The organism is Aeromonas sp. S12(2024), assembly GCF_041402305.1.
Taxonomy (GTDB): Bacteria; Pseudomonadota; Gammaproteobacteria; order Enterobacterales; family Aeromonadaceae; genus Aeromonas; species Aeromonas veronii.
The window spans coordinates 10270-36416 of sequence record NZ_JBGLRB010000004.1; the positions used below are offsets into that span (position 1 = coordinate 10270).

Genomic DNA, 26147 nt, shown 5'->3' on the forward strand with positions numbered 1-26147 from the left:
CTTTTGGCCGGTGCAACTGCACCGGCTTTTTTCTGTCTGCGTTTTCCGGATAGGTGAGGCGGCGCGTCAAATCTGCGGCGCCCCTCATGATTCAGCGGTTTACCCGCCTGCTGGCCACAAGAGCCTTTTGCATCTTCCCCCCCGATCCCCGACAATTCCCTCTCTTGTGAAGTGATGGAAATGGCTCGCCTTTTCCCTCGCCCCCTCTCATCCACAGGCGGGAATTGCTCATGTTTACCCTCTACCACTCCAATCAGCTGGATCTGCTCAAAGAGCTGCTGGTGAGCCGCATCCGGCAGGCCCCTCTCTCTCACCCCTTCGATCGGGAGCAGATCCTGGTGCAGAGTCCGGGGATGGCCCAGTGGCTGAAGCTGGAGCTGGCCAAAGCCTTCGGCATCGCCGCCAATATCGACTTTCCGCTGCCCGCCAGCTTTATCTGGGAGATGTTCACCCGGGTGCTGGCGGATGTACCGCGCCAGAGTCCCTACAACAAGGGATCCATGAGCTGGCAGCTGATGACCATTCTGCCCGCCTTGCTGGAGCGGCCCGCCTTTGCCCCGCTCGCCGCCTATCTGGGCGGGGGAGATGAGGAGGATCCTGCCAAGGATCCCGAGCAGGTGCGGTTGTGGCAGCTCTGCCAGAAGGTAGCGGATCTCTTTGACCAGTATCTGGTCTACCGGCCGGACTGGATCGCCCGTTGGGAAGAGGGGGAAGGATTGAGTCAGGAGCTGGTCGGGGTGAGCGGTCAGGACTGGCAGCCCGAACTGTGGCGCGAGCTGGTGGCTCGCACCCTGGCGCTCTCTCCGAGCGGTTACCACCGTGCCAACCTCTACGAGGAGTTTATCCACGAGCTGGAGCGCACCGCCGATCTGCCGGGCAAGCTGCCGCAGCGGGTCTTTGTGTTCGGCATCTCGGCGCTGCCGCCGCGCTATGTGGAGGCGCTGCTGGCCCTCGGCAGCCGGCCTGAGGTGGAGGTACACCTGTTCGTCACCAACCCCTGCCGCTACTACTGGGGGGATCTGCTGGATCGCAAGACCCTGGCGCGCCTCGAAAACAAGCTCAAACCCGGTACCGATATCGAGACGTTGCAGGGCCCCGCCAACCCGCTGCTCGCCTCCATGGGCAAGCTGGGGCGCGACTACCTGCATCAGCTGATGGAGCTGGAGGTGCCGCAAATCGAGGCCTTCGTCGATATCGACGAGGTGGATACCAAGGGCAATGTCAGCCTGCTGCGCGCCATCCAGAAGGATGTGCTGGAGCTGGCCGAGCGAGGCGCCGGTCAGTTCGATCTCGACAGCAGCCATCACAAGAGCCCCATCAGCCCGGCGGATGGATCCTTGCAGATCCACGCCTGCCACGGCCCGATGCGCGAACTCGAGGTGCTGCACGACCGGCTGCTGGCGCTGTTCGAGCAGGACCCGACCCTCACCCCGAAAGACGTGGTGGTGATGATGCCGGATGTGAACAGCTACGGCCCCTATATTCAGGCGGTGTTTGGCGCGCGCGGCCAGATCCCCTTTGCGGTCTCGGATCGGGCGGCGAGTCAGGAGAGCCCGCTGCTGCAAAGCTTCCTCGCCCTGCTCAGGCTGCCCAACGCCCGCTTCGGGGCGGGGGAGCTGCTCGCCATTCTCGAGGTGCCCGCCGTGCTGCGCCGCTTCGAGCTGGATGACGACGAGTTCAACCAGCTGCGGGTCTGGGTGCAGGAGACCGGCATCCGCTGGGGGCTGGATGACGGCTACCCCGTCCGTTTCGATCTGCCGCCGATGTCCGGCAACAGCTGGCTGTTCGGCCTGCGTCGCATGCTGCTCGGCTTTGCCATGGGGGATGGCGAGCCGGTGGCGGGCATTCTGCCCTATGCCGATATCGAGGGTCAGCAGGGCTTGGCGCTCGGCAAGCTCGCCTGGTTTGTCGACTCGCTGGCCGAGTTTTTGCCCCGCCTGCAACAGGCGCAGCCGCTGGCCGATTGGAAAGCCTGCCTGCTGGCGCTGCTGGAGCGCTTCTATCTGGCCGACGAAGATGAAGAGCGTCAGCTCCAGCTCATTCGCAGCCAGCTGGCCGAGTGGCAGACCCGGCTCGGCGAAGCCCGTTTCGAGCAGCCCATCACCGCCGACCTGTTGCAGGACTACCTCGGCAGCGTGCTGGGGGAATCCCGCTCCAGCCAGCGTTTTCTCGCCGGTCAGGTCAACTTCTGCACCCTGATGCCGATGCGCTCCATCCCCTTCAAGCAGGTCTGCCTGCTCGGTATGAACGACGGCGTCTACCCGCGTACCCTGGCCCCCATGGGGTTCGACCTGATGGCGGTAGCGTCGCGGCGCGGGGATCGCTCCCGTCGCGATGATGACCGCTACCTCTTCCTCGAGGCGCTGCTGAGTGCCCAGCAGGGGCTCTATATCAGCTATCAGGGCTTCAGCGCGCAGGACAACAGCGACAAGGTGCCGTCGGTCCTGCTGGCGGAGCTGATCGACTATGTGCGGCAGGGCTTTGTGCTGGCGGGGGATGAGGATCTCGATGACGAAACTTCCGGCAAGCGGCTGCTCAACCACCTGATGGTGGCGCATCCGCTCACCCCCTACAGCCGCAACTACTTTTACCCGGAGCCGGGTTCGCGCCTCTTTACCTATGCCGCCGACTGGCTGCCCGCCCTCAATCCGGTGCGCGGCGCGGCCAACTTCCAGAGCGGCGAGCTGCCTCTCCCGCCCGAATGGGGCAAGGAGCAGGGGCTGGAGCTGGCGGAGCTGCTGCGCTTCTATCGCCAGCCCACCAAATATTTCCTCAACCGCCGCCTCAAGGTGTGGTTTGAGCTGAACGAAGCCAACATCGAGGATAGCGAGCCGTTCGAGCTGGATGGCCTGCAACATTATCAGCTGAAAGATCTGCTGCTCGATGCCCATCTGGCAGAGGGGGATAGCCCAGAGCGGAGCGATAGCGTGAGCATACGGCGAGAGCGGTTGCAGCTCACCGGCCTGCTGCCGCAAGGGTGGTTCGGCAGCCTGCTGCTGGACGATCTGGATGCCGAGATGGGCAAGCTGGCGGATCGGCTGCGGCCATGGGTTGCGGCCAATGAGTCAGAAAAGCAGGCGGTGGAGATCGATATCTCCCTCACTCAGGGCCAGCTGCAAGGGTGGATCGACACTCAGAAGGGGCGCTTGCTGGTGGTCAAACCCGGCAGCTTCAACGGCAAGGATCTGCTGCTGGGCTGGATCCAGCACCTCTGCCTCTCATTGAGTGGCGCCCCCGGCGACACCCTGCTGTTCGATGCCAAACAGAGTCTGCGGTTAGCCAAGCTCGCTGCCGACGAGGCGCGGCCCAAACTGGCGGCGCTGGTGGCCTGTTGGGCGCAGGGGATGAAGCGGCCGCAGCCGTTCTTCCCCAACACCGCCTGGGATTGGCTCAAGGCGATCGAGAAGGATCCCGACAAGCCGGAGGTGGCCGACAAGGCGGCCCTCACCCGTTTCAACGGCGGCTGGATGATCAATGGGGAGGGGCAAGACGTTTACGTCGCCCGCTGCTTCCCCGAACTCGATGACGAGGTACTTGGTCAGTTGCAGGCGCTGGCCCGCGAACACCTGACCCCGCTGCTCAAGACCCTGGAGGAGCTGAAATAATGGCTAACCCGCTCAATACCCTGCGTTTTCCCCTCCATGGTGAACGACTGATCGAAGCCTCCGCCGGTACCGGCAAGACCTACACCATAGCCGGTCTCTACCTGCGCCTGCTGCTGGGCCACGGCCCGCTCATCGAAGAGGGGGCTGATGCCGGTCAGCCGAGCGCCCACGAGCGGCCGCTCTCGGTGACCGAAATTCTGGTGGTGACCTTTACCGAAGCGGCCACCGCCGAGCTGCGCGGGCGGATCCGTGGCCGCATTCACGAGGCGCGCCTCGCCTTTATGCGCGGTCACAGCAGTGACACCCTGCTGGCCCAACTGCTGGCCGAGGTGGACGATCACGAGCTGGCGGCCCGTCGCCTGCTGGCCGCCGAGCGCCAGATGGACGAGGCGGCGGTCTTTACCATCCACGGCTTCTGCCAGCGGATGCTGAAACAGAACGCCTTCGAGTCGGGTGCCCTCTTTGAAACCGAATTTCTTACCGACGACAGCCAGCTCAGGCTGCAGGCGGTGAGCGACTACTGGCGATCCGAGTTCTATCCGGTGGATAAAACCCTCGCCAGCGCGGTGCGCGCGCTCTGGCCGAGCCCCGCGGCCCTGCTGCGGGAGATGGGCAGCTGGCTCGACAACAGCGAGCTGGAGATCCACCCCGCGCTGGGGGATGAGACCCTCGCCGCCCGTCATCAGGCGGCCATGAGTCGCATCGCGGCGGTGAAGAGCGAATGGCTGGCGCAGACGGACGAGATCCGCCGCCAGACCGACGGCCAGATCAGCCGCTACACCGGCAAGAACTACGAAGGGTGGCTTGCCAAGATAGCCGACTGGGCACAGGACGAGAGCAGTGGCTACGCCATTCCCAAGGAGCTGGAGCGCTTCGGCCAGACGGTGCTGGAGGAGAACCTCAAGAAGGGGGGGGCAGTGCCGACCCTGCCGCTGTTCAGCCAGATAGACGAGTTGCTGGCCAGCCGCCCCGGTATTCGGGATCTGATCCTGCAACGGGCGGCCAAGGTGGTGCGCAGCCGGATGCAGGCCAGCAAGCGGCAGGCTCATCAGCTCTCGTTCGATGACCTGCTCAAAGACCTCGACGGGGCGCTTGGCTCCAGCCTTGGCGAGCGGCTCTGCGAGCGCATTCGCGCCACCTACCGGGTGGCGATGATCGATGAATTTCAGGATACCGACCCCCAGCAGTACCGCATCTTCCATCGGCTTTACGGCGGCCACACAGACACGGCGCTGTTGATGATCGGTGACCCCAAGCAGGCCATCTACGGCTTTCGCGGCGCCGACATCTTTACCTACATTCAGGCGCGGCGAAATGTGAGCGCCCACTACACCCTCGGGCGCAACTGGCGCTCCAGCAGTGCGCTGGTGGGGGCGGTCAACGGCCTGTTCGAGCGGGCGAAAGATCCCTTTATCTACGAGGCGGATATCCCCTTCCTGCCGGTGGAGGCGCAGGGCAAGAGCAAGGCGCTGCTGCTCGATGGCGCTACTGCGCCGGTGCTCCACTGCTGGCAGCTGAGCGGCCAGCCCACCTTCAACCGGGGGGATTACCAGAGCAAGATGGCCCGCGCCACCGCCGCCGAGATCCACCGCCTGCTGACGCTGGCCCGCGAGGGCAAGGCGCAGATCGGTGACAAAGCGGTGAAGGCCGGGGATATCGCCGTGCTGGTACGCACCGGCAGCGAGGGCAAGCTGGTGCAGCAGGAGCTGGCGCGCCTCGCCATCGCCTCCGTCTATCTGTCGAACCGCGAGAGCGTGCTGGAGCAGGTGGAGGCGCGGGAGATCCTGTTGATTTTGCACGCCTGCCAGAACCCGAGCGAAGAGCGCAGCCTGCGGGCGGCGCTCGCCACCGGCCTGTTTGATCTCGACGCCAAGGCGCTCGATGGGCTGGCCAGCGACGAGCGGGCGTGGGAGAGCGCGGTGCAGGAGTTTATGGAGTACCGCAAGATCTGGCACCGCCGCGGCGTGCTGGCGATGCTGCGGGCCCTGCTGCACCGACGCAATCTCGCCTCTTCGCTTTTGGCGAGCCCCTACGGCGAGCGGCGGTTGACCAACTTCCTCCATCTTGGCGAGCTGCTGCAACAGGTGAGCAGCGAGCTGGACGGGGAGTATGCCCTGCTGCGCTGGCTGGGGGAGGCGGTGAGCCGCCCCAACTGCCAGGATGCGGAGCAGGTACTGCGCCTCGAATCCGAGCGGAAATTGGTGCAGATCGTCACCATCCACAAATCCAAGGGGCTGGAGTACCCGCTGGTATTCCTGCCCTTTATCTGCAGCCATAGAACCGCCGAGACCCCGCTCTATCACGAGGCGGACGAGGCGGGCAATCGCACCATTCTCGATCTGACCGGCGCCGACTCGTCGCTCGCCGAAGCGGACAGGGAGCGCCTTGCGGAAGATTTGCGGCTGCTCTATGTGGCCCTGACCCGGGGCGTCTACGCCACCTGGCTGGGGTTGGCGCCGGTGCGGGCGGGGGCGGGCAAGTCGGAGAAGACCGACCTGCACCACACCGCCATCGGCTACCTGCTGCAAAAGGGCGAAGAGGGGGATGCACAGACGCTGGCGACCGCCCTGACCGAGCTGGCACAGGCGTTGCCCGGGGTGGCCGTCGGTGAGCCCTCGCTCACCCGTCCGGCCCCGCTGCCGCCAGAGGAGGAGCAGTTGGGCGAGCCGCAGGTGCGCCACTTTAGCGGTTCCCTTGAGCGGGACTGGTGGATCAGCTCCTACTCGGGGCTGGCGGCGCAGGGGCACGGTCACAGCAAGGGCGTACTCGCCAATCCCGGCTTCGATGACGAGGTGGTGACCGAGGCGGCCGCGCTGGCTTCCGAGCAACCGGACGAGGCACCCCAGCCCTCCATCTTTACCTTCCCGAAGGGGGCGCGCCCCGGCACCTTGCTGCACAGTCTGTTCGAGACCATCGACTTTCAAAGCGCCGCGGGCGAGCCGTTGGCGGAGCATATTGCCACCCTGCTGGCGCAAGATGGCTTCGACGAGAGCTGGGCCCCCGTGTTGCAACAGCAGGTGGAGGCGGTGCTCGATACCCCTCTGGATACCGGCTTTGGCGAGCCGGTGCGGTTGCGGGACTTGAGCGCCGACCGCAAGCAGGTGGAGCTGGAGTTCTTCCTGCCCATGGGGCGAGTGACTGCGCCGGCGCTGACCGCGCTTTGCCAGCAGCACGACCCGCTGTCGCGGGGCAACAAACCGCTGAGCTTTGCCACAGTGCAGGGGATGCTCAAGGGCTTTATCGATCTGGTGTTCGAGTGGCAGGGGCGCTGGTATCTGCTCGACTACAAATCGAACCACCTCGGCATGAGCCCCGCCGATTACAGTCGTCCGGCGCTGGAGCGGGCGATGGCCGAGCACCGCTACGACCTGCAATACCAGCTCTACTCGCTGGCGCTGCACCGGCTGCTTACCCTGCGCCTGCCGGGCTACGACTTCGAGCAGCATTTTGGCGGCGTTTTCTATCTGTTCCTGCGTGGCATGCCGAAGGGGGGCATTTTCCATACCCGCCCGAGCCGTGAACTGGTGCTGGGGCTGGATAAGTTGTTTAGCGAAGGCAGTGAGCCGTCAACAGCGGGATCCCAAGCATTGAACGAGGTAGAGGCATGAGCGGCACCATGATCAGCACCGCGACCAGCGCAATGATGGTTGAACGGCTCAAAACACTGGCGCTGGCTGGCCGTATCCGCCAGCTGGATCTGCAATTTGCCCGGCTGGTGGCCGACCTTGGTGGCAGCCCCGAGCTGGTGCTGGGGGCGGCGCTCGCCTGCTTCGAGCTGGGGCGCGGCCATGTCTGTCTGCCGCTTGAAATGTTGACTGCCGGATCCCTGCGACCGTTCGGGCTGGATCCCCAGCAGAGCCGGGATCTGTTGTCTGATCTGGCGGATCCTGCCCGCTGGCCCGCCCTGTTTGCGGCAAGCCCGCTCGTGGGTACGGAACAGGATGAGGGGCTCGCCCCGCGCTGGCCGCTGCGGCTGTGGCACGGGCGTCTCTACCTCACCCGTTACCACGATTTTGAACTGGGGGTGGCCCGCCATCTGCGCGCTTTGAGTGAACGTGCCGAATGGCCGGAGATTGCCCCGGCCCTGTCGCGGCTGTTTGCCCGCGACTACGGGTTGGTGTTCGCGGCGCTGCTCAAGGCCCGCCTCGCCCCCGATTTTTCGGCCCGCCACTTTATCGAGAAGTATCTCGATCTGGTGTTCCCCAATGAAGTGGATTGGCCCGCCAGCGAGGCGCTGCTCGCCAGTGCGCAGGCGGCGAGCGATTTGAGCAAGCTGGATGTGCTGGTGCCCGAGGCGCTCTGCTGCAACGGCCAGAAGCTGGCGGCGGCCACGGCGGCGGCGCGCCCCTTTGCGGTGATCTCCGGCGGCCCCGGCACCGGCAAGACCACGACTGTGGCCAAACTGCTCGCCATTCTGGTGGAGACCGGCCTGCAAGCGGGCAAGGCCCCGGCGATCCGGCTGGTGGCCCCCACCGGCAAGGCGGCGGCGCGCCTGACCGAGAGTATCGGCTCTGCCCTGCAGGCCCTCGATCTGCCCCCCGAATGGGTGGAAGCGATCCCCACCGAAGCGGGCACCTTGCACCGGCTGCTCGGGGTCATTCCGGGGCGCAGCCAGTTCCGCCACCATGCGGGCAACCCGCTGCACCTCGACTTGCTGGTGGTGGATGAGGCCTCCATGGTCGACCTGCCGATGATGGCGCGTCTGCTCGATGCGCTGCCGAGCCACGCCCGCCTGATCCTGCTCGGCGACAAGGATCAGCTCGCCTCGGTGGAGGCGGGGGCCGTGCTCGGCGATATCTGCAGCTTTATCGAACAGGGGATCAGCCCGGCGCAAGCGGACTGGCTCTCCCGCCAGACTGGCTACCGCCTGCAGGGCTCGCCCGCAGGGGCTCCGGTGCGCGACAGCCTCTGTTTGCTGGCCAAGAGCTGGCGCTTTGATCAGCATTCGGGCATCGGCCAGCTGGCGCGCGCCTGCAATAGCGGCGATGCCGCGGCGGTGGAAGCTGTCTGGGGCATGGGCTTTAGGGATATCAGCCTGCACCCCTGGGCCGGGGAGGCCTACGGTGCCCTGATTGCCCAGGGGGTGGCCGGTTACGGCAGCTATCTGAAGGCGGCCCGCGCGGGGGAAGCGCCCGCCGCCGTATTCAAGGCATTCAACAGCTTCCAGATCCTCTGCGCCCTGCGCGATGGCCCGTTCGGGGTGCTGGGACTTAACGAGCGGCTGGAACTGGCCCTGTCACGGGCAGGCCTGATTGCCCGCGATGGCGACTGGTATGCCGGTCGCCCTGTGATGGTGGTGCGCAACGACCACGGCGTCGGCCTCTATAACGGCGATATGGGGCTCTGCCTGCCCGATGAAACTGGCCGGTTAAAGGTATGGTTTGAGCAGCCGGACGGCACCCTGCGTGCCCTGTTGCCCAGCCGCTTGCCGCCCCACGAGACGGTCTACGCCATGACCATCCACAAATCCCAGGGGTCGGAGTTTGCCCATACCGTGCTGGTGCTACCCGACAGCCCCAGCCCGCTGCTGACCCGCGAGCTGGTCTATACCGGCATCACCCGCGCCAAGGCGCGGCTCGATCTCTACGGCGATCGCGCCCTGCTGGCACAGGCGGTACGGAAAAAGACCGAGCGTTATTCCGGATTGGCGGAGAGGTTGGGGGAGTGAGCAATTGGACGGCGGTAAAGGGAGTTGCCGCCGTCAACGTATGTTTTTAGGAGTGGAAAATTATTGCTCATTAATCTCTTTGAGCAGTCGCCCCCAAAGAGGTTTTAATTGCTTTTTAATCGCATTAGAACCCATTATATTTGCCGCTTTATGGCCATATGTGATGAAATTTCGCTTGCTTAAATGCGAGTAACGCTCATAAATTTTCTTCTTAAATAGTGGTGTTTTCGCTACACCATTTTCCTCTTCAATAAGGTTGGCTTTTTGATGCGTCTTTTTAGCTAACCTAACCCCAGCTTTCATTCTGCCCGAAAACCTAGCTAGTGCCGCCGATCTAAGTAACTTTCTTTCACCATCAAAAATAAAGCCTAAGTACTGTAGTGGCTTGTCACATTTTTGAACCCCACGGCATGTATGGAAAGTTCTAATCTCAGTTTTTTCATCATTTATTTCTATTTTTAGCTCGGAGATACTTTGTGTTACCAGAGAGATTAATTCTCGGGTTTTATCACTGTCGATGATAAAAAGCATATCATCACAGTAACGATAGTATTCTCCTGAAATAGATGTCACTATGTCTTTTATTTTCTTGTCGAAATCTAGCATGTATATATTAGACAGAAGCGCACTTATAGATGTTCCTTGTGGTATGCCTCTTCCAGTCGAGTTGGTTTCTATTAACCCAAGACCTCGAACTTTCTCTCTGAATGTTTTTATATTGCAAAGCCTTAATCCTGCAGCTTTGGGGTTGTTTCTCGATATTTTAAGTGCTGTATACAATAGGTCTCTATTGACCACAGATGATTTAGTTAGAGACCTGTATATATTAAAATGATCATTTGGTAATGATTGTTCTTGGAGTAATTTGCACCACATTGATTTGAGTATTTCATGATCTAAATTATCAAAGAAACCAGAGATATCCATCGCGATTGCAGTGCAATCACCATGAGCCTTTATTTTTTCAAAGGCAATGTTAGCAAAATCAATATTACTTTTCCCAAGAGATCTGAAAGCAAGTACAGATTCTTCTAATTGCGATTCAGAGAGAGCTTTTTCATATAAATCAGAGAGTAACCCTGCATAGTAAGAGTAAATGTGAGAGTCGATATGTGATGCGTATGAGATTGGTCTTGTTTTTATTTTCTTTTGAACATTACCATCTTTGTCTATTGATATTTTAAGGCTTTGTATATTGTACTTGATTAGAGGAAAAAAAGCATGTTGGGCAACATTAAGGGGAGATTTGACAATTTGACATGCTTTCCGTAATTTTACTGGAGAATCAAAATGTAAGTAGCCACGACTCCGAAACCATTGATTTTCTGAGTTCATCATATTGAGCCTTAAATTGCAAAACCCGGAAAGGTAAAGGACTGTGGCCATCCGATTCCCAATCCGGGCTTAACAAACGTACTTAAATACGCATTCACAACATCTATATGATGTCGGCCACGAATGTCAGATATGATATATGATACCATCATCGCAGGAGTGTTCGACGTGAGTCTACTAGCCATCTGCGGCCATGCAAGTCGTCTGCTAGCCAGTGTACTGGTGAGCGTTCTACTTGACAGCTTGTGATACACCTTACTTCCTAAATAAGTAAGCGAAGACATAATAAATTATGGTGAGAAAAAACTCAATAATTTCTTGGTTGAATCTTCGCCTGCTAAGCCAAATGTTTACCATGAAATATTATTTTCCTTCCCCTCATCCCCAGCCCTTCTCCCGCAAGGGGAGAAGGGAGGTTTGGCCCCGTGGTTATAACGTGATTGCTAACACCATATCTCCGATGCTGCTTTATCCCCTCTCCCTCTGGGAGAGGGCTAGGGTGAGGGGAGCAGGTTGGCACAATGCCCAGTTCGCCCGCTTCGTGAAATCCGGTAGGGTGCAATAAACGAAGTGAATTGCACCGCTGCTATTTATCTGCCAAAAGGTGTAATGCGCTGCGCTTATTACACCCTACATCCAACCAACACACGACAGGATGTCATTGCTTGAGACTTGAATTTAACACCATCGATCTGGATCGGGATTACGAACTCTGTGTGCAGGCGCGCAGGGATGCCTATTTTTGCAGCTTTCATACCCATGATGGTTTTGCCGACTTTATCGACGGCTATCGGGAGCGGATCCGCGAAAGGCTGGGGCAAGCGCAATGGCACTACCTCCATGTCTGGGCGGGTGAACAACGAGTGGGCCAGCTGGAGTTTCGCAGCTTTTCCGATGAGCCCGAGACCGGCTATGTGCAGCTGATTTATCTGTTCCCCGAATATCGTGGCAGCGGTCTGGCTGCCGAGTTGCAGACATATATCCGCCAGCAGTTGCTGGGGGCGGGTTGTAAATGGGCCATTCTCTCCGTGAGTCGTACCAATGTGCGGGCCTTGAGTCATTACCGGCGCTTTGGCTGGGTATTTCTGCGCCCCAATCCGAAACATCGGGAGACGGATTTTTATCGGCTGACTCTGGCCGAGTGACATCTGTGGTTGCTCCAGCGTATCCCCTCATTCTTCCCATCCCCCAAATGACTGAATTGTGAGTTAAATCCGGTAAATGGGGCGCGCTTGAGCCACACTTATGGCCACCCTGATTTAGCCTGCGCCGTGAGTGGCCGATAACCGGGGAAGCGGTGGTGCGGTGGGGTTCTGGCTGACAGATCTGTTGCAATATGCCAAGGTAGCGCCTCATGACAACAGCGCGATTCCCCGTGGTGGCGCGGGGCGGAAGAACAAGGATAACTGCTATGGTGCAGGACAGTGACACGATCAGGATCTCGGATGTCAGCGAGGCCGTGGTGCATGGCATTCTGGAGGTGACCAGCGATGGCATCTGGGATTGGCATGCCAATACCGGTTTTGTCTATCGCAACCCGGGCTGGTACCGGATGCTGGGTTACGAGCCTCACTCCCTCGGCAATACCGTCTTCACCTGGGAGAACGTGATCCACCCCGACGATCTGGCGGCGGTGATGGCGAAGTTCGATCTCTGCCTGAGCGGCAGCGCCCATGAGTATCGTGCCGAGTACCGTTGCCGCTGCCGGGATGGCAGTTACCTCTGGATTGAGGATTGTGGCCGCATCATTGAGCGCAATCCCGACGGGTCTGTGGCGCGGATGATCGGCGCCCATCGCGATATCCACGCCAGCAAGTTGTTGCTGGAGCAGTTGGAGCGGCGCAATCACTCGCTGGAGCAGCAGGTTGCCGAGCGCACCTCCGAGCTGGTGCGACTCAACGAGGCGCTGCAACAGAAAGCCGAGGAGAACCGTCTGCTGGCAGAGACCGATGCCCTGACTGGCGCCGCCAGCCGCTATCGGTTGGAGCGGGCATTGCAGCTGGAGTGCGAGCGGGCGCGACGCTTCCATCAGCCGTTTACGGTGATCGCCATGGATGTGGACAACTTCAAGCAGATCAACGACAGCTATGGCCACAACGCCGGGGATCAGACCCTGATCAACATAGTGGCGCTGGTGCGCCGTCATATCCGCGAGATCGATCTGCTGGCCCGCTGGGGTGGTGACGAGTTTATGGTGTTGTTGCCCAACACCGGCCGCGAGGATGCGCTGGTGGTGGCGAGCAAGTTTCAGGCATTGATGGCGAGCGAGCCCATCTGTCCCCATGCGCCCGCTACCATGAGCTTCGGGCTGGCGGAGTATCAGCAGGATGAGCAGAAAGAGAGCCTGATGGTGCGCGCCGATCGGGCGCTCTATCAGGCCAAGCAGCTGGGTAAAGACCAGATCTGCTAACGCGGGGTACGGAAAAAGAGCAGTAAAAAGGGCCGCAGGTTTGAAACCTGCGGCCCTTTTGCATTGTTACTGACGCGGCGCGACTTAGAAGTGGTAGCGCAGACCCAGCTTGAAGGTATCCAGAGAGTAGTGCTCGTCACCCAGGCTCAGGGCGTCGAACTGGCGCTCGTAACCGATACCGGCAGAGAAGTGGTCGTTGAAGGCGTAGTCCAGACCTACTTCCAGATTGGGGTGTACCTTGCTCTTGGTTGCGCTCTCGTTTACCTGACCGCTGAAGCCGAGGAGGGTGGCGTTGCCGACAACTTCCACTTCGGTGCGGGTGTAGGCGATGCCCGGTTTGGCATAGGCGCTGAAGCCCCAGGCCAGCGGCTGACTCAGCTTGACTGCCAGGCTGATGCTGCGGGTTTCGATAGTGGTGTCGGCAAAGCCGGTTGCAATCGGGGAGGTCACCCAGGTCAGCTGATCCATCTGTTGGGCGTGCAGGCCACCTTCAACGGCCAGCCAGGGTTTGAAGCTGTAACCCACGATCAGGCTGCCGCCGTCGAGCTGGTCGTCGATCACTTTGGCGTCATAGGCGTCTTTGGCCGCACCATCGAGATCCATCTTGGAGGTAGTCAGATCCAGACCTGCATACCAGCCTTCGGCATGGGCGCCGCCATTCATGGTCAGAGCAAGCAGGGAGAAAGCGGCAATTTTATTAAACTTGTTCATGGATAAATAACCTTGTGTTGCGTGAACTGCGTGTGATTTATATTGCTCAATCCATGAAGCTTTTTATATTTCCGTCATTGCTCTGCTTTCACAGAGGGGCCGCAGTATAGTCAGCGAATTTCTGAATAACAAGAGAGTGATTTCCCCATTCTTCTAAATATGACTGGCTGCAAGCAGGGGCATTTTGTTTAATAAATGGTGTTATTAGAGTTTTAGCTTTATTGAGATTTAAATAATTAACTGGTGAGGCAAATGACAGGCTGAGAGTTCGGTTTTGATTCTATGTGATTGATTTGTATCGGCATTAAATTTTCATTCGAGCGTAGCCGTGATGAGTTGTCTAAAAATTGGTATCTCAGATGTCACTGATTGGCATCAGGCTCATTTTGATGTTTTTGTGAGCGCCTAACAAGGTGAAACCGTGAGAAAAAAATCTATCTTTTTGCCTGTTTTTTGCTCTTTTTGAGGTTTGGGATTGTTCCCATTGAGGGTTTTGGTGGTCTTTTGAGGCTGTTTTTACGTGGGCCATGTTGCCCATCAGATACGCGAATGGGCGTTTGTGGGTGGCTTTTCATTTCTCCCGGCAGCACTCGTTGGGGTGGGCATGAGGTGTGATAAGCAGATATGGGGTGTACGGTCTGATTAATTTTGTTTGCTTATATATCCAAGCCATTTAAAAGATAGGTTTTTGGCGTTTTAAATAACTTTGTTATATTCGTTTTTATATTTTTCGAAGCTTTCCAAGCAAGCCATTTAAATATATTGAATGGCAATAACACGGTATTGGTGGCTGTTTAGAATACCTTACCAGAGAGGTCGTGGTGGCTGGTGCATCAGTGGGCGGCGGGTGACCGGTGACACTTCCCCTTGCCGGGGCCCTTGACCTGACCTGCGAATTCAGGGAAAAGAAAAGGGCGGTGCTATCAGCGCCGCCCAATGCCAGGAAAGAGAAAAAACCTTACGGTTTAAAAGATAAAAATTTGGAAGCAAACAATCGATTTCTCAACCAGGAAGGGTCTTGAATTCGATACGTTTCGATTATGCGCGATGTTCTATGCAGCACTAGCAAAATGTTTGCGGGTTGAAAGATATGCACTGTCTGGTGTCAGATTTTGCGACCTCATCGTTCAACTGGTCTGTCCTGATGGGCGTTGTAGGCGATTTTTTCTCTAGGCTGTTTTTTCGGTGTCAATATCTGAGCCTTGAAGGTAAAAACAGGTCAGAAGCTGACTCGGCATAACCATGCAATGAAAGTGCGATAACAAGGAAGAGTGGCATGACCTACAGCCAGACCCTGGCCAACAATATTCTCGACACCCTGAAGAAGACCCTGACCGACAAGGGGATCCGCTATCAGACCCTGGCAGAAGCCATGGGTGTCTCCATCGCGACCGTGAAACGGATGATGAACAAGCCCTCCCTGCCGTTCGATACTCTGCTGGAGATCTGCCATTTGGTGGGGCTCTCGTTCGAGGAGTTGCTGGATCGCACTCAGGACGCCCAGAGCCGCCGCGCCGTCTTCACTCAGGAGCAGGATGAGGCGTTTCACAACGAGCCGGGGCTCTACGCCTTTCTCGCCAATATCTTCTGGCGCGACAAGACGCTGATCGATCTCAAGCGGGAGTACGGCCTGACCGATGCCTCCTGCTACCTCTATCTGCGCAAGCTGGAGAAGCTCGGTATCTTGCAGCTTGGTATCGACAACAGTTACCACTTCCTGATCAGCGAGCGGATCAGCTTCGAGCAGCACAGCCGTTTCGCCCGCCAGCAGGCGCGGCAGGCAATGTCGGTGCTGGGGGAGTATCTGGTGGAGAACATGCACAAGTCGAACAACTATATGGCGCTCTGCCAGCTGCACCTCAACGAGGGGGAGGCGATGGCGCTGATCGACCGGATGAAGGAGTACTGGCATCAGGAGATCAAGCTCAACCGCCCCGCCATCGGTCAGCAGGAGCACGCCAAGACCTACACCATGTCGCTGCAACTGGCCGACTGCGGCTATCAGAGTTTTGACGACATGATCCCCAATATCGACAACTGATCTCGGCGGATCCTGCGGGATCCGCTCTGTTGGCGGGAGTCTAATCTGCGACCCGGGTTTGTTGCAGCTTGCCTGCGAGCGGCTGCAATGCTCGCGTATCCAGACAAATGCGGATGGCATCCGGCCGCCAGTGTTCGATATCGCAATCCACCAGACCACCCCGCTCGTCATAGTTGACCCGCACCAGCCGCAGCACCGCGCTCCCCTCAGCCAGATTGAGGGCGCGGGCGATGGCGCCGCGCGCCGCCGAGGGGGTGATCTCGAGACTCGCCCCGCCCTGGCCTATGCCATAACGCTGCTGATAGAGCTCGGTGAGGGAGCTGGCCAGCGGCGCGCTGGCGATATCGGGAAAGCGGCTCGCCAGCAGGTGGTGGCTGACATGGAGCACCGGGCGGCCGTCGATGAGACGCTGGCGGCGGATCTCATAAAGTGGAGTGAAGGGTTCCAGCCCCATCCAGCGACACAGTTCGCTGCTGGCAAGCTCGCTGCCGTGGGCCAGCACCCGGGTTTCGGCGGTGCGCTGCTGTTCGCCGATCCACTGGTGAAAGTGGGTGTGGATGGCGGGATCGTAGGTGAGGCGGGGTGGCGCCACAAACCAGCCGCGCCGCTCGGCACGGTAGATAAGGCCGTCTGCTTCGAGGCTGGAGAGCGCCTCCTTGATGGTGATGCGGGTGGTGGCGAAACGCTCGCTCAGTGCCCGTTCGGCGGGCAGCTGCTGCCCGGCCCCCAATTGGCCGCTGCCGATATAGCGGCGCAGAGTCTGGCAAATCTGTTCGCACTTGGAGGAGACGCGGCCATCGGCCATGCTCTGTTCGTTCACTCTCTGCTCGCTCAATCTCGGCTCGGTCACACTCTTGTCCCTGTTGCTTATTCAGAAGGCGGGTGGCTGGCCAATCCCTTACTGGAATAGTCCAGCCTCACTCGGGTTCAGAGTTGTAACCGCTGTGGATGACAGCGCCATGACAGGGTGATTGTCATCAAACTGCCATTAAAGCGCCCCGCCACCGTCATAATTCCCCTCTAGCATCCCTCTCGAACCTTAACTGACCTAGTCCAGAGGGATGGGATGATGAAAAGCGTGATCGCAAGTGCACTGGCCCTGGTGGCCATCAGTCAACCGCTGTTTGCCGCCGAAAATATCGCGGATCTCGAAAAGGCCGCCCGTGGCGAAGGCCAGCTCCACAGCATCGGCATGCCCGACAGCTGGGCCAACTGGAAGGATACCTGGCAGCAGCTGGGCAGCATCTACGGCATCAAGCATCAGGATACCGACATGAGCTCGGCGCAGGAGATCGCCAAGTTCGCCGCCGAGAAGGCCAATGCCACCGCCGATATCGGCGATGTGGGCGGCGCCTTCGGTCCGGTTGCGGTCAAGCAGGGTGTTACCCAGCCCTACAAGCCCTCCACCTGGGCTGACATTCCCAACTGGGCCAAGGACGCCGACGGTCACTGGATGCTGGCCTATACCGGCACCATCGCCTTCCTGATCAACAAGGATCTGGTCAAGGCCGCCCCCACCAGCTGGCAGTCCCTGCTGGGTGGCGACTACAAGGTGACCCTGGGTGATGTGGGCGTAGCCTCCCAGGCCAACAACGGCGTGCTGGCGGCGGCCTATGCCACCGGCGGCAGCGAGAAGAACCTCAAGCCCGCGCTGGAGCTGTTTGGTCAGCTGGCCAAGCAGGGTCGTCTCTCCCTGAACGATCCCACCATCGCCAATATCGAGAAGGGCGAGGTGGAAGTGGGTGTGCTGTGGGATTTCAACGCATTGAACTACCGCGACCAGATCGACCCCAAGAAGTTTGATGTGGTGATCCCGAGCGACGGTTCAGTCATCGCCGGTTACACCACCATCATCAACAAGTGGGCCAAGAACCCCAACGCCGCCAAACTGGCGCGGGAATACATCCTCTCCGATGCCGGTCAAATCAACCTGGCCCGTGGCTACGCCCGCCCGATCCGCAGCAATGTGACCCTGCCGGATGACGTGAAGGCCAAGCTGCTGCCAGCCGAGCAGTACGCCAATGCCAAGCCGGTGCAGGATCACGCCGCCTGGGAGCAGAGCTCCAAAGCCCTGCCGCGCCAGTGGCAAGAAACCGTCATGATCAACATGCAGTAAGGGAATCCAGTGCAACACAAGGTGATAGTGGTACTTGTGGATGGTCTGGCAGCCGAGGTAGCCCACACCATGGGCTACCTCGGTGGCATGGTGGAGGCGGGGCGGGGCCTGCATACGACCCTGAATGCTGCCTTGCCGTCTCTCTCCCGGCCTCTCTACGAGTGCATCCTGACCGGCGTGTCGCCGGTGGTGAGCGGCATCACCCACAACGGGGTGAGTCGCCTCAGTCTGCATGACTCCATCTTCCATCTGGCCCGCGCCGCGGGTAAACGCACCGCAGCGGCGGCCTACCATTGGGTGAGCGAACTCTACAACCGCAGTCCCTGGCTGGCAGCCCGCGATCGCTTTACTCACGACGAGCAGTTGCCCATTCAGCACGCCTGCTTCTACTGGGATGACAACTATCCCGACAGCCATCTGCTGATGGATGGGGAATGGCTGCGCAGCCAGTACGATCCCGATTTTTTGCTGATCCACCCGATGGGGGTGGACGATGCGGGCCACAAGTTTGGCCTCGATTCCCGCCAGTACCGCAATCAGGCGCGCCGCATGGACAGCCTGCTGGCCGATCTGCTGCCCCAGTGGCTGGCGGAGGGGTATCAGGTAGTGATCACCTCGGATCACGGCATGAACAACGACCTGAGCCACGGCGGCACCTTGCCGGAAGAGCGCACCGTGCCACTCTGGCTGTTTGGCGATGCCTTTATCGAGCGCTGGCCGGATGGAGTGGCGATCGCCCAGACCCAGCTCTGCGCCCTGATGGCCGATCTGTTGGGCATTCCCCACGACAAGCCGGCAGCGCCACTGCTGCTCAAGGCCGCCTTTATGCGCGAGGTGCACTGATGATGCCTGCCACCACCGAGATCCTCGCGGATCAACCCGTGGCCACCAAGCTCCGGGCGCGCCGCCACTGGCTGCCCGCACTGGTATTGCTGCCGTTTATCCTCTTGATGATCCTGTTCCAGCTCGCCCCCATGGTGTGGGTGCTGGTGGGCAGCTTTCAGACCCCCGATGGCTGGGGCCTCGACTACTACCGGGAGATTTTGAGCTCCCCCTTCTACCTGCAATCGTTCGGCAACTCGTTGCGCATTGCCGGTATCGCCAGTCTGGCGGGGCTTGCCATCGGCACCCTCGGGGCGGCGGCGCTGCGCCACAGCGGCGAGCGGGTCAAGCGGGTACTGTTGGCCTTTGTCACCATGACCGGCAACTTCAGCGGGGTGCCGCTGGCATTCGCCTTTATCATCATTCTCGGCATCAATGGTGCAGTGACCCTGCTGCTGAAATCCTGGGGGCTGATCGACGGCTTCAACCTCTACTCGGGGTCGGGCCTTATCCTCATCTACACCTACTTCCAGATCCCGCTCGCCCTGCTGCTGCTCTACCCGGCCTTCGATGCGCTGCAGGATGAGTGGCCGCAAGCGGCCGCGCTGCTGGGGGCGAGCAAGGGGCAGTATGTGTGGCACGTGGCACTGCCGGTGCTGACACCTGCGCTGCTCGGCACCCTGATCATCCTGTTTGCCAACGCGGTGGGGGCCTATGCCTCCGCCTATGCCCTCACCACCGGCAACTTCAATCTGGTGACCATCCGGGTGGCCAGTCTGGTCTCCGGCGATATCTTCCTCGAACCCAATATGGCGGCAGCGCTGGCGGTGATCCTTATGGTGCTGCTGGGGGTGGTGACGGCCGCCAACCAGTGGCTGCTGAAAAAGAGCTATGTGAACAAGGGGCAATCCCATGCATGATTTGACGCCGCGCTGGCCCAAGTGGGTGCTGGGTGGGCTGGTCGCCACCCTGCTGCTGCCGCTGCTGGCCACTTTCCTCTATTCGATCTCCACCCGCTGGGGGGCGACCCTGCTGCCGGATGGCTTCACCCTCGACTGGTATCTCAAGCTGTGGGGCGACCCGCGCTTTCTGGCGGCGTTTGGCCGCAGCCTCCTGGTCTGCTTCGCCACCCTGCTGCTGGGGACCCTGGTGCTGGTGCCGACCGTGCTGGTGGTGGCCTACTACTTCCCCAAGCTGGATCCCTGGATGAACCTGCTGATCCTGCTCCCCTTCGCGGTGCCGCCAGTGGTCTCCTCAGTCGGGCTGCTGCAGATCTATGCCGACGGCGTGCTGCCCATTATCGGCACGCCGTGGATCCTGATCGGCACCTGGTTCACCGTGGTGCTCCCCTTTATGTACCGGGCGCTGGCCAACAGCCTGCAAGGGGTACCGCTCAGGGATTTGATGGATGCCGCCCATCTGCTGGGGGCAAGTAGTCGGCGCGCCTTTCTGCTGGTGGTGATCCCCTGCCTGCGCAAGGGGCTGCTGGCGGCGCTGTTTCTCTCTCTCTCCTTCCTGCTCGGCGAGTTCGTGTTTGCCAACATGCTGGTGGGCACCCGTTACGAGACCCTGCAGGTCTACCTCTACAACATGCGCGCCACTTCTGGCCACTTCACCAGTGCGCTGGTGATGAGCTACTTCCTGCTGACCCTGCTGCTCACCTGGGCGGCCAACAGATTTCATCGGTGATCCAAGATGTTTCATTTAGAAGTGAATCAACTGCACAAATCCTACGGCGATACGCCGGTGTTCGAGGGGATCGAATTCGGCATCCGCAAGGGGGAGCTGGTGACCCTGCTCGGCCCCTCCGGCTGCGGCAAATCCACCCTGCTGCGGGCGCTGGCCGGGCTCACCCCGGTGGATGGCGGTCAGGTGCGGGTGGCCGGTGAAGAGATCACCTGGCAGGCGCCCCAGAAGCGGGGCATCGGCATGGTGTTCCAGAGCTATGCGCTCTTCCCCAACATGACGGTGTGGGACAACGTGGCCTTCGGCCTCAAGATGAAACCCCAGCCGGGGCGGGAGCTGGCGGCCAGCGTGCAGGAGGCATTGGCGCTGGTGGAGCTGACCGGTTTCGAGCGCCGCTATCCGGCCGAGCTCTCCGGCGGTCAGCGCCAGCGGGTGGCACTGGCCCGGGCTTTGGTGGTGCAGCCGCGGATCCTGCTGCTGGACGAGCCGCTCTCGGCGCTGGATGCCCGCATCCGCCGCAGCCTGCGCCAGCAGATCCGCGAGATCCAGCAGCGCCTTGAGCTCACCACCATCTTCGTGACCCACGATCAGGAGGAGGCGCTCACCATGTCGGATCGGATCTTCCTGATGAACAAGGGATCCATCGTCCAGAGTGGCACGCCGGAGGAGATCTATACCCGTCCCGCCAGCGAGTTTGTGGCGGGTTTTATCGGCAACTACAACCTGCTTGGCGCCGAGCAGGGCAAGTCGCTGTTTGGCCCCCGTTTTCAGGGCAAGCTGGCGCTGCGGCCAGAGTCCATTACCCTGCTGCCCGCAGGGGCGGCCAGCAGCGAGCCCAGCCTGCCCGGCATCATTCGCCAGCAACAGCTGCTCGGCAACGTCATCCGCTATCAGGTGGAGTGCGAGGCGGGGCTGTTGACGGTGGATTGCCTCAACCGTTCGGCTGGCGATCTGCTGGCACCCGGCAGTGCCGTGACCCTGGCGGTGGCCCGGGATCAATTCTGTGAGGTAGCATGACGCCTCGTTTCATTTTCGTTGTTACCGCAAGGAGCCCTCATGGCACTGGCACTGTTTGATCTGGACGAGACCCTGATTGCGGGGGATTCCGCCAGCCTCTGGCTGGAGTACATGGTGGCCGAGGAGCTGGCCCCCGCCAGCATGATCGCGGAGGAGCAGGCCATGATGTCCCTCTACCATCAGGGCAAGATGGATATGCACCAGTACATGGCCTTCACCCTGCAACCGCTGGCGGGCAAGACGCGCCAGTGGCTCGACTCGCTCTCTACCCGCTTTGCCGAGCAGGTACTGCGCGAGCGCCTCTACCCCGAGGGGTTGGCGCGTATCGAATGGCATCGGGAGCGGGGCGACGATCTGGTGCTCATCTCCGCCTCCGGCGATCATCTGGTCGCCCCCATGGCGAAGATGTTGGGGATGGATCACTGCGTCGCCATCCTGCTCGATGAGGAGGAGGGGATGCTGACCGGCCAGACCCGCGGCACCCTCAGCTTTCGCGAGGGCAAGGTGGCCCGCATCAACCAGCTCTTTGCCGGCAGGGACCACCTCTGGCAGGGGAGCTTTGGCTACAGCGATTCCCACAACGATCTGCCGATGCTGCGGGCGGTGAGCCATCCCCATGCGGTCAATCCGGCCCCCGCGCTGCGCCAGCAAGCCGAGGAACTGGGCTGGCCGGTGTGCGAGTGGCAGCGCTGAGTCGCGCGCCACACAGGCTTAACGTGCGGCAAAAAGCACGAAAAACAAAGAGAGAGGCAGGAGCCTCTCTCTTTGTTTTTGCGGACAGCGTTGTGGTTGATGCTGGCTGCTGGGGCTACCCTTCGTTGGTTTGTTGTCGGGGCTCGCCAAAGGCGGGAATGTCCTCCTCGGCACTCTGGTGAGGGGCGTGGCGCTGCGGGAAGCAGATACGGTTTTTCCCCTCCCGCTTGGCCTGATAGACCCCCTTGTCGGCCAGCTCCACCAGCTCTTTGGCCGAGAGCCCGGAACGGCTGAAGGCCACCCCGCCGCTGATAGTGATGGTGAGACCGGGTTCGCGCCACTCCAGCTGCTCCACCCCGAGCCGGAACGCTTCCAGCAGGGAGGGAAGCATCGGCTGCTCTTCGCCGTAACGGAAGATCAGCACCAGCTCCTCGCCGCCATAGCGGCAGAACCAGCCCCACTCGTGGAACAGATTCATGCCCAGCTTGCTCACCCGCTTGAGCACCACATCCCCCGCCTGATGGCCGTGGGTATCGTTGACCCGCTTGAAATCATCCAGATCGAACATCACCACCCCGAAGGGGGCGCCACTGTTGAGCTGCTTCTGCAGGCACTCGTCGAAGAAACGACGGTTGTAGAGCCCGGTGAGCTTGTCCTGATGGGCTTGCAGGCGGATCTGGGCAAAGTCCTGGCTGGCGGCATCCATCTCTTCATAGACCTTGGCCAGCTCCAGCATACGGCGGCCGTTGTAGGCGATACCGCCAGAGCGGCTGGCGCGGATCAGCAGGGTGATCTCCCCCAGCATGCGGCGGAAGTAACGGGACCAGAGCAGGGCCAGCAGCAGATAGAGAATGCAGGCGACGGCAATCATCAGCTGCACGTTGATGGAGACGCTGTCGATCACCTGCTGCATGCTGGCAGTCGGCTCGACGCTGAGCAGGATCCAGCGCTGCTCGGGGATGCGGTAGTAGGAGACCATCAGGCCGCTGGCATCATCGAGGAAAAAGCCCTGCGGCAGTTGCATCCGGGCCAGCCAGTCGGGGTGGGCGAGGGGTTTGAATACCCTTTCGCGATCCTGATGGGCCAGCACCAGTCCGTCATGGTTGAGCAGGATCTGATAGCCAGCCCCCAGAGGGTGAGTCTCATCATGCTTGTTGTTGAGCCAGCTGGTGAGGGGGGTGAGCTGGGTATCCAGCGAGAGTACGCCAACCCGCTTGCCGTCAGGATCTTCAATTACCCTGGCCAGCGCCATGGTGAGAGTGCCCAAGGTGTAGTCGTAATAAGGATCAGTCCAGACAATCTGTCCGGGATGGCTGGATGCCAGCAGATACCAGGGGCGGGTTCTGGGATCGAACTTCTCGTCGGCCTGCCAGGAGGGGTGGATCAGCATCTTGCGATGCTCGGTGCCCACGTAGACGTAATCGAGCTCCATCACCTTGTGATAGGCCTGCCACTGTTGCAGGTAGCGCTCGCCGTTAAGGATCTCCGGGCCGCTGAAATCCTGATAATTTACCTGCTGATAAATGAGCGTAAACTGGCGTTTGAGGGTCGCTAGATAGGGTTCGATCAGGGTATGGAAATACTGGGTGTTGCGAGCAATCAGGTTCTGTTGTTGCTCGTGGCGCAGGGTGCGCTCCATATGCAGGTAGTAGATGCTGCCGAGCAGCAACACAGGGATAAAGAGCAAGAGGAGGCCCAGCCGCATGCGGGTGATCAAAGACCAAGTGTTCTTGGGCTTGGCGGGGGACATGAACAGATCCTTTTCGTCTCGGGTGACACCAGCATATATGATGCTGTGCGGCTCGTCTAAAGGCAGAAAATGAGATGTTTCCGATGCTGAACCACACTCTGCTCTCAATGATTCATTATGGCAGCATAGCGGTGCTGATCCTTGCCCTCTGTGTCGAGTATCTGATCTTTCGGCGCGGCCTGAACATGCTGCGAGTGCGCCACCTGCTGCTGGCAGATGGGGTGGCTGCACTGGCGCTCTTCTCCATCTTTGCCACCGGGTGTCTGCTGGCCCTTGAGCATGCCAGCTCGGTGGCAGAGATCTTTGCCCATCCTGCCCACGGCCTCAAGATGGGGCTGTTTCTGCTGATTGTCGGCTCCCTCGTTTATCCCAGCCGCCTCTTCTATCGCTGGCGTCGCGCCCTGCGTCTGGGCAAGGCGCCGATGATCTCCATCCAGCAGCACTTCCGGGTGGTGTGGATCCTGCGGGGCAATCTGCTACTGATTGCCCTGTTGGCCGTGTTCACCAAGCCCTCGCTGCTTTAGCTCTCGCGGTGCTTAAAAGCAGTGCGATGCAGCGCGTTGAGAGCAAGAGCGAAGACAAAGAGTGGAGACAAGAGGATAGGGAGGCGGGTATCTTGGATCGGATAACCCGTCACGCGCCGATTTAAGGAAGAATCGCCATGCGCTCCAATCTGATGTTGCTGATGGCTGCCACCATCTGGGGTATGGGCTTTGTCGCTCAGCGCCTCGGGATGGATCACATGGGGCCCTATACCTTCAATGGCCTGCGCTTTCTGCTCGGCGCCCTCTCCCTGCTGCCGCTGCTCTGGTGGCTCAAATCCCGACAACCTGTTGCCGTTGCGGGCGACCATCGCCAGCTGCTGATCGGTGGTGTGCTGGCCGGGCTGGTGCTGTTCTGTGCCGCCTCCCTGCAGCAGGTGGGACTGCTCTATACCACCGCCGCCAAGGCCGGTTTCATCACCGGGCTCTACATCATTCTGGTGCCGGTACTGGGGCTGCTGCTGCGCCACAAGAGCGGCATCAATACCTGGATTGGTGCCCTGATTGCTCTGACGGGACTCTATGTGTTGAGCGTCACCGACGAGTTCACCATCGGCTTTGGCGATCTGTTGCAGGTAGTTGGTGCCCTGTTCTGGGCCGTGCATCTGCTGCTGGTGGATCACTACTCCAACCGGGTTGCTCCCATCAAGCTAGCCGGGGTGCAGTTCGTAGTCTGCGGCCTGCTCAGCCTCGCCACTGCTTTTGTCATCGAAACCCCGACTGTGGCTGGTGCAGTAGCTGGCTGGCAGGCGCTGCTCTATGCCGGACTGGTATCGGTCGGGGTGGGTTATACTCTGCAGGTGGTGGGGCAGCGGGGTGCTCATCCGGCCCACGCCGCCATCATCCTCAGTCTGGAGACCGTCTTTGCCGCCGTGGGGGGCGTGTTGCTGCTGGGGGAGACGCTGGACGAGCGCGCCATTGCCGGTTGTGCCCTGATGCTGGCAGGGATGCTCATTTCTCAGATCCGGCTGCGCTGGTGGTGGAAGTCGCGCCGGGACAAGGTGCCCGCGACCAAGTAAACCGCAGCCCGCTGCATAACAAAAACGCCCCGACAGTCGGGGCGTTTTGCATGATGGTTGTTCGGTCAGGGGCGCTGATCCAGCTCGCGCTCCAGCTCTACCGCCTTCTGACGGGCCGGATGGGTATTGAGGCGTTCCCAATAGGCTTGCAGGTGCGGGAAGTGGGCCAGCTGGCCGCTTTGCGCCAGCAGATCCACCAGGAAGGAGTTCATGATGTCGGCGCCGGAGAGGCGATCCCCCACCAGATAGTGGCGATTCGCCAGTACATCGTTGAGGTAGCCCAGCACCTTGGCACACTCCGCCTTGGCGTAGTCCGGCAGGAAGCGCATCGGGCTGCCATCCTTGCGCACGAACATGTCGAGCAGCAGCGGCAGAATGCCGGAGCTCTCGGCAAAGTGGAGCCACTGCAGATATTCGGGATACTCCGGGCTATCTGGTGCCGGTGCCAGCCGCTCGGCGGCGTAGCGGGCGATCAGGTACTCGGTGATGGCGCCTGATTCCGCCAGCACCCGTCCGTCGAACTCGATGACCGGCGACTTGCCGAGGGGATGGATGGCTTTTAGCTCGGGCGGTGCCAGAAAGGTGGCGGCATCGCGCTGATACGCCTTGATCTCATAGGGCTGGCCCAGCTCTTCGAGCAGCCAGATGATGCGTTGGGAGCGGGATTTGTTCAGGTGGTGCAGGACTATCATAACGACCTCGATTCGGTGGCAGGATGGGGTATACGAACGG

19 protein-coding genes are annotated in these 26147 nt (G+C 60.3%); 14 read left to right on the plus strand and 5 right to left on the minus strand.

Annotated elements, in window-relative coordinates:
- Positions 1-230 precede the first annotated feature (230 nt).
- Genes recC through recD form a run of 3 tightly spaced genes read left to right on the plus strand, consistent with a single transcriptional unit; the run spans position 231 to position 9273 of the window.
- A complete protein-coding gene (gene recC / locus ACB035_RS05145; protein WP_371166830.1) occupies positions 231-3605 on the plus strand; it encodes an exodeoxyribonuclease V subunit gamma in 3375 nt (1124 codons plus the stop codon).
- On the plus strand, positions 3605-7213 hold the full coding sequence (recB, locus tag ACB035_RS05150; RefSeq protein WP_371166831.1) for an exodeoxyribonuclease V subunit beta: 3609 nt from the start codon (positions 3605-3607) through the stop codon (positions 7211-7213). The genes recC and recB overlap by 1 nt, the downstream gene beginning before the upstream one ends.
- A complete protein-coding gene (recD, locus tag ACB035_RS05155; protein WP_371166832.1) occupies positions 7210-9273 on the plus strand; it encodes an exodeoxyribonuclease V subunit alpha in 2064 nt (687 codons plus the stop codon). The genes recB and recD overlap by 4 nt, the downstream gene beginning before the upstream one ends.
- Before the next feature lie 60 nt (positions 9274-9333).
- On the opposite strand, the gene drt2 is transcribed toward recD, so the two are convergent.
- Positions 9334-10611: an antiviral reverse transcriptase Drt2 gene (drt2, locus tag ACB035_RS05160; protein WP_371166833.1), complete on the minus strand. Its 1278-nt coding sequence runs from the start codon at positions 10609-10611 to the stop codon at positions 9334-9336.
- A 662-nt stretch (positions 10612-11273) separates the two neighbouring features.
- Here drt2 and ACB035_RS05165 point away from each other — a divergent pair.
- Both ACB035_RS05165 and ACB035_RS05170 read left to right on the plus strand, forming a co-directional pair.
- The gene (locus tag ACB035_RS05165) at positions 11274-11753 is read left to right on the plus strand and encodes a GNAT family N-acetyltransferase (RefSeq protein WP_371166834.1); all 480 of its coding nucleotides are present in this window, start codon (positions 11274-11276) and stop codon (positions 11751-11753) included.
- 266 nt (positions 11754-12019) lie between these two features.
- On the plus strand, positions 12020-13018 hold the full coding sequence (locus ACB035_RS05170; protein ID WP_371166835.1) for a diguanylate cyclase: 999 nt from the start codon (positions 12020-12022) through the stop codon (positions 13016-13018).
- A gap of 84 nt (positions 13019-13102) precedes the next feature.
- Here ACB035_RS05170 and ACB035_RS05175 read toward each other — a convergent pair whose 3' ends face one another.
- Positions 13103-13729, minus strand: coding sequence for a porin family protein (locus ACB035_RS05175; protein WP_371166836.1), 627 nt, complete (start codon positions 13727-13729; stop codon positions 13103-13105).
- 1276 nt (positions 13730-15005) lie between these two features.
- Between ACB035_RS05175 and ACB035_RS05180 the strand changes: the two genes are divergently transcribed.
- Positions 15006-15770 (plus strand): helix-turn-helix transcriptional regulator, encoded by a 765-nt coding sequence (locus ACB035_RS05180; RefSeq protein WP_005336490.1) that lies wholly within the window; start codon positions 15006-15008, stop codon positions 15768-15770.
- A gap of 40 nt (positions 15771-15810) precedes the next feature.
- Here the strand turns inward: ACB035_RS05180 and ACB035_RS05185 are convergent, their stop codons facing one another.
- Positions 15811-16575, minus strand: a complete 765-nt coding sequence (locus ACB035_RS05185) for a UTRA domain-containing protein (RefSeq protein WP_088868366.1) — start codon at positions 16573-16575, stop codon at positions 15811-15813.
- A gap of 264 nt (positions 16576-16839) precedes the next feature.
- Here ACB035_RS05185 and ACB035_RS05190 point away from each other — a divergent pair, with 264 nt between their 5' ends.
- From ACB035_RS05190 to ACB035_RS05215, 6 genes are read left to right on the plus strand one after another with little or no spacing between them, the layout of a single operon-like run.
- Positions 16840-17886, plus strand: coding sequence for an ABC transporter substrate-binding protein (locus tag ACB035_RS05190; protein WP_047440511.1), 1047 nt, complete (start codon positions 16840-16842; stop codon positions 17884-17886).
- 9 nt (positions 17887-17895) lie between these two features.
- Positions 17896-18729 carry an alkaline phosphatase family protein gene (locus tag ACB035_RS05195; RefSeq protein ID WP_371166837.1) on the plus strand — a complete coding sequence of 278 codons (834 nt, stop codon included), beginning with the start codon at positions 17896-17898 and terminating at the stop codon, positions 18727-18729.
- The gene (locus ACB035_RS05200) at positions 18729-19628 is read left to right on the plus strand and encodes an ABC transporter permease (protein ID WP_371166838.1); all 900 of its coding nucleotides are present in this window, start codon (positions 18729-18731) and stop codon (positions 19626-19628) included. The genes ACB035_RS05195 and ACB035_RS05200 overlap by 1 nt, the downstream gene beginning before the upstream one ends.
- Entirely contained in the window at positions 19621-20397 is a 777-nt protein-coding gene (locus ACB035_RS05205; RefSeq protein ID WP_005355251.1) for an ABC transporter permease, read from the plus strand. The genes ACB035_RS05200 and ACB035_RS05205 overlap by 8 nt, the downstream gene beginning before the upstream one ends.
- A gap of 6 nt (positions 20398-20403) precedes the next feature.
- Positions 20404-21411 (plus strand): ABC transporter ATP-binding protein, encoded by a 1008-nt coding sequence (locus ACB035_RS05210; protein WP_371166839.1) that lies wholly within the window; start codon positions 20404-20406, stop codon positions 21409-21411.
- Positions 21412-21450: 39 nt separating this feature from the next.
- On the plus strand, positions 21451-22104 hold the full coding sequence (locus ACB035_RS05215; RefSeq protein ID WP_371166840.1) for an HAD family hydrolase: 654 nt from the start codon (positions 21451-21453) through the stop codon (positions 22102-22104).
- A gap of 115 nt (positions 22105-22219) precedes the next feature.
- On the opposite strand, the gene ACB035_RS05220 is transcribed toward ACB035_RS05215, so the two are convergent.
- Positions 22220-23854 (minus strand): diguanylate cyclase, encoded by a 1635-nt coding sequence (locus tag ACB035_RS05220; RefSeq protein ID WP_371166841.1) that lies wholly within the window; start codon positions 23852-23854, stop codon positions 22220-22222.
- An 83-nt stretch (positions 23855-23937) separates the two neighbouring features.
- Here ACB035_RS05220 and ACB035_RS05225 point away from each other — a divergent pair, with 83 nt between their 5' ends.
- Together ACB035_RS05225 and ACB035_RS05230 are read left to right on the plus strand one after the other, a co-directional pair.
- Positions 23938-24378: a DUF2214 family protein gene (locus ACB035_RS05225; protein WP_371166842.1), complete on the plus strand. Its 441-nt coding sequence runs from the start codon at positions 23938-23940 to the stop codon at positions 24376-24378.
- Between the two features lie 137 nt (positions 24379-24515).
- Positions 24516-25415 (plus strand): DMT family transporter, encoded by a 900-nt coding sequence (locus tag ACB035_RS05230; RefSeq protein WP_338773404.1) that lies wholly within the window; start codon positions 24516-24518, stop codon positions 25413-25415.
- A 65-nt stretch (positions 25416-25480) separates the two neighbouring features.
- On the opposite strand, the gene ACB035_RS05235 is transcribed toward ACB035_RS05230, so the two are convergent.
- Positions 25481-26107, minus strand: a complete 627-nt coding sequence (locus ACB035_RS05235; protein WP_371166843.1) for a glutathione S-transferase family protein — start codon at positions 26105-26107, stop codon at positions 25481-25483.
- Positions 26108-26147: the final 40 nt, after the last annotated feature.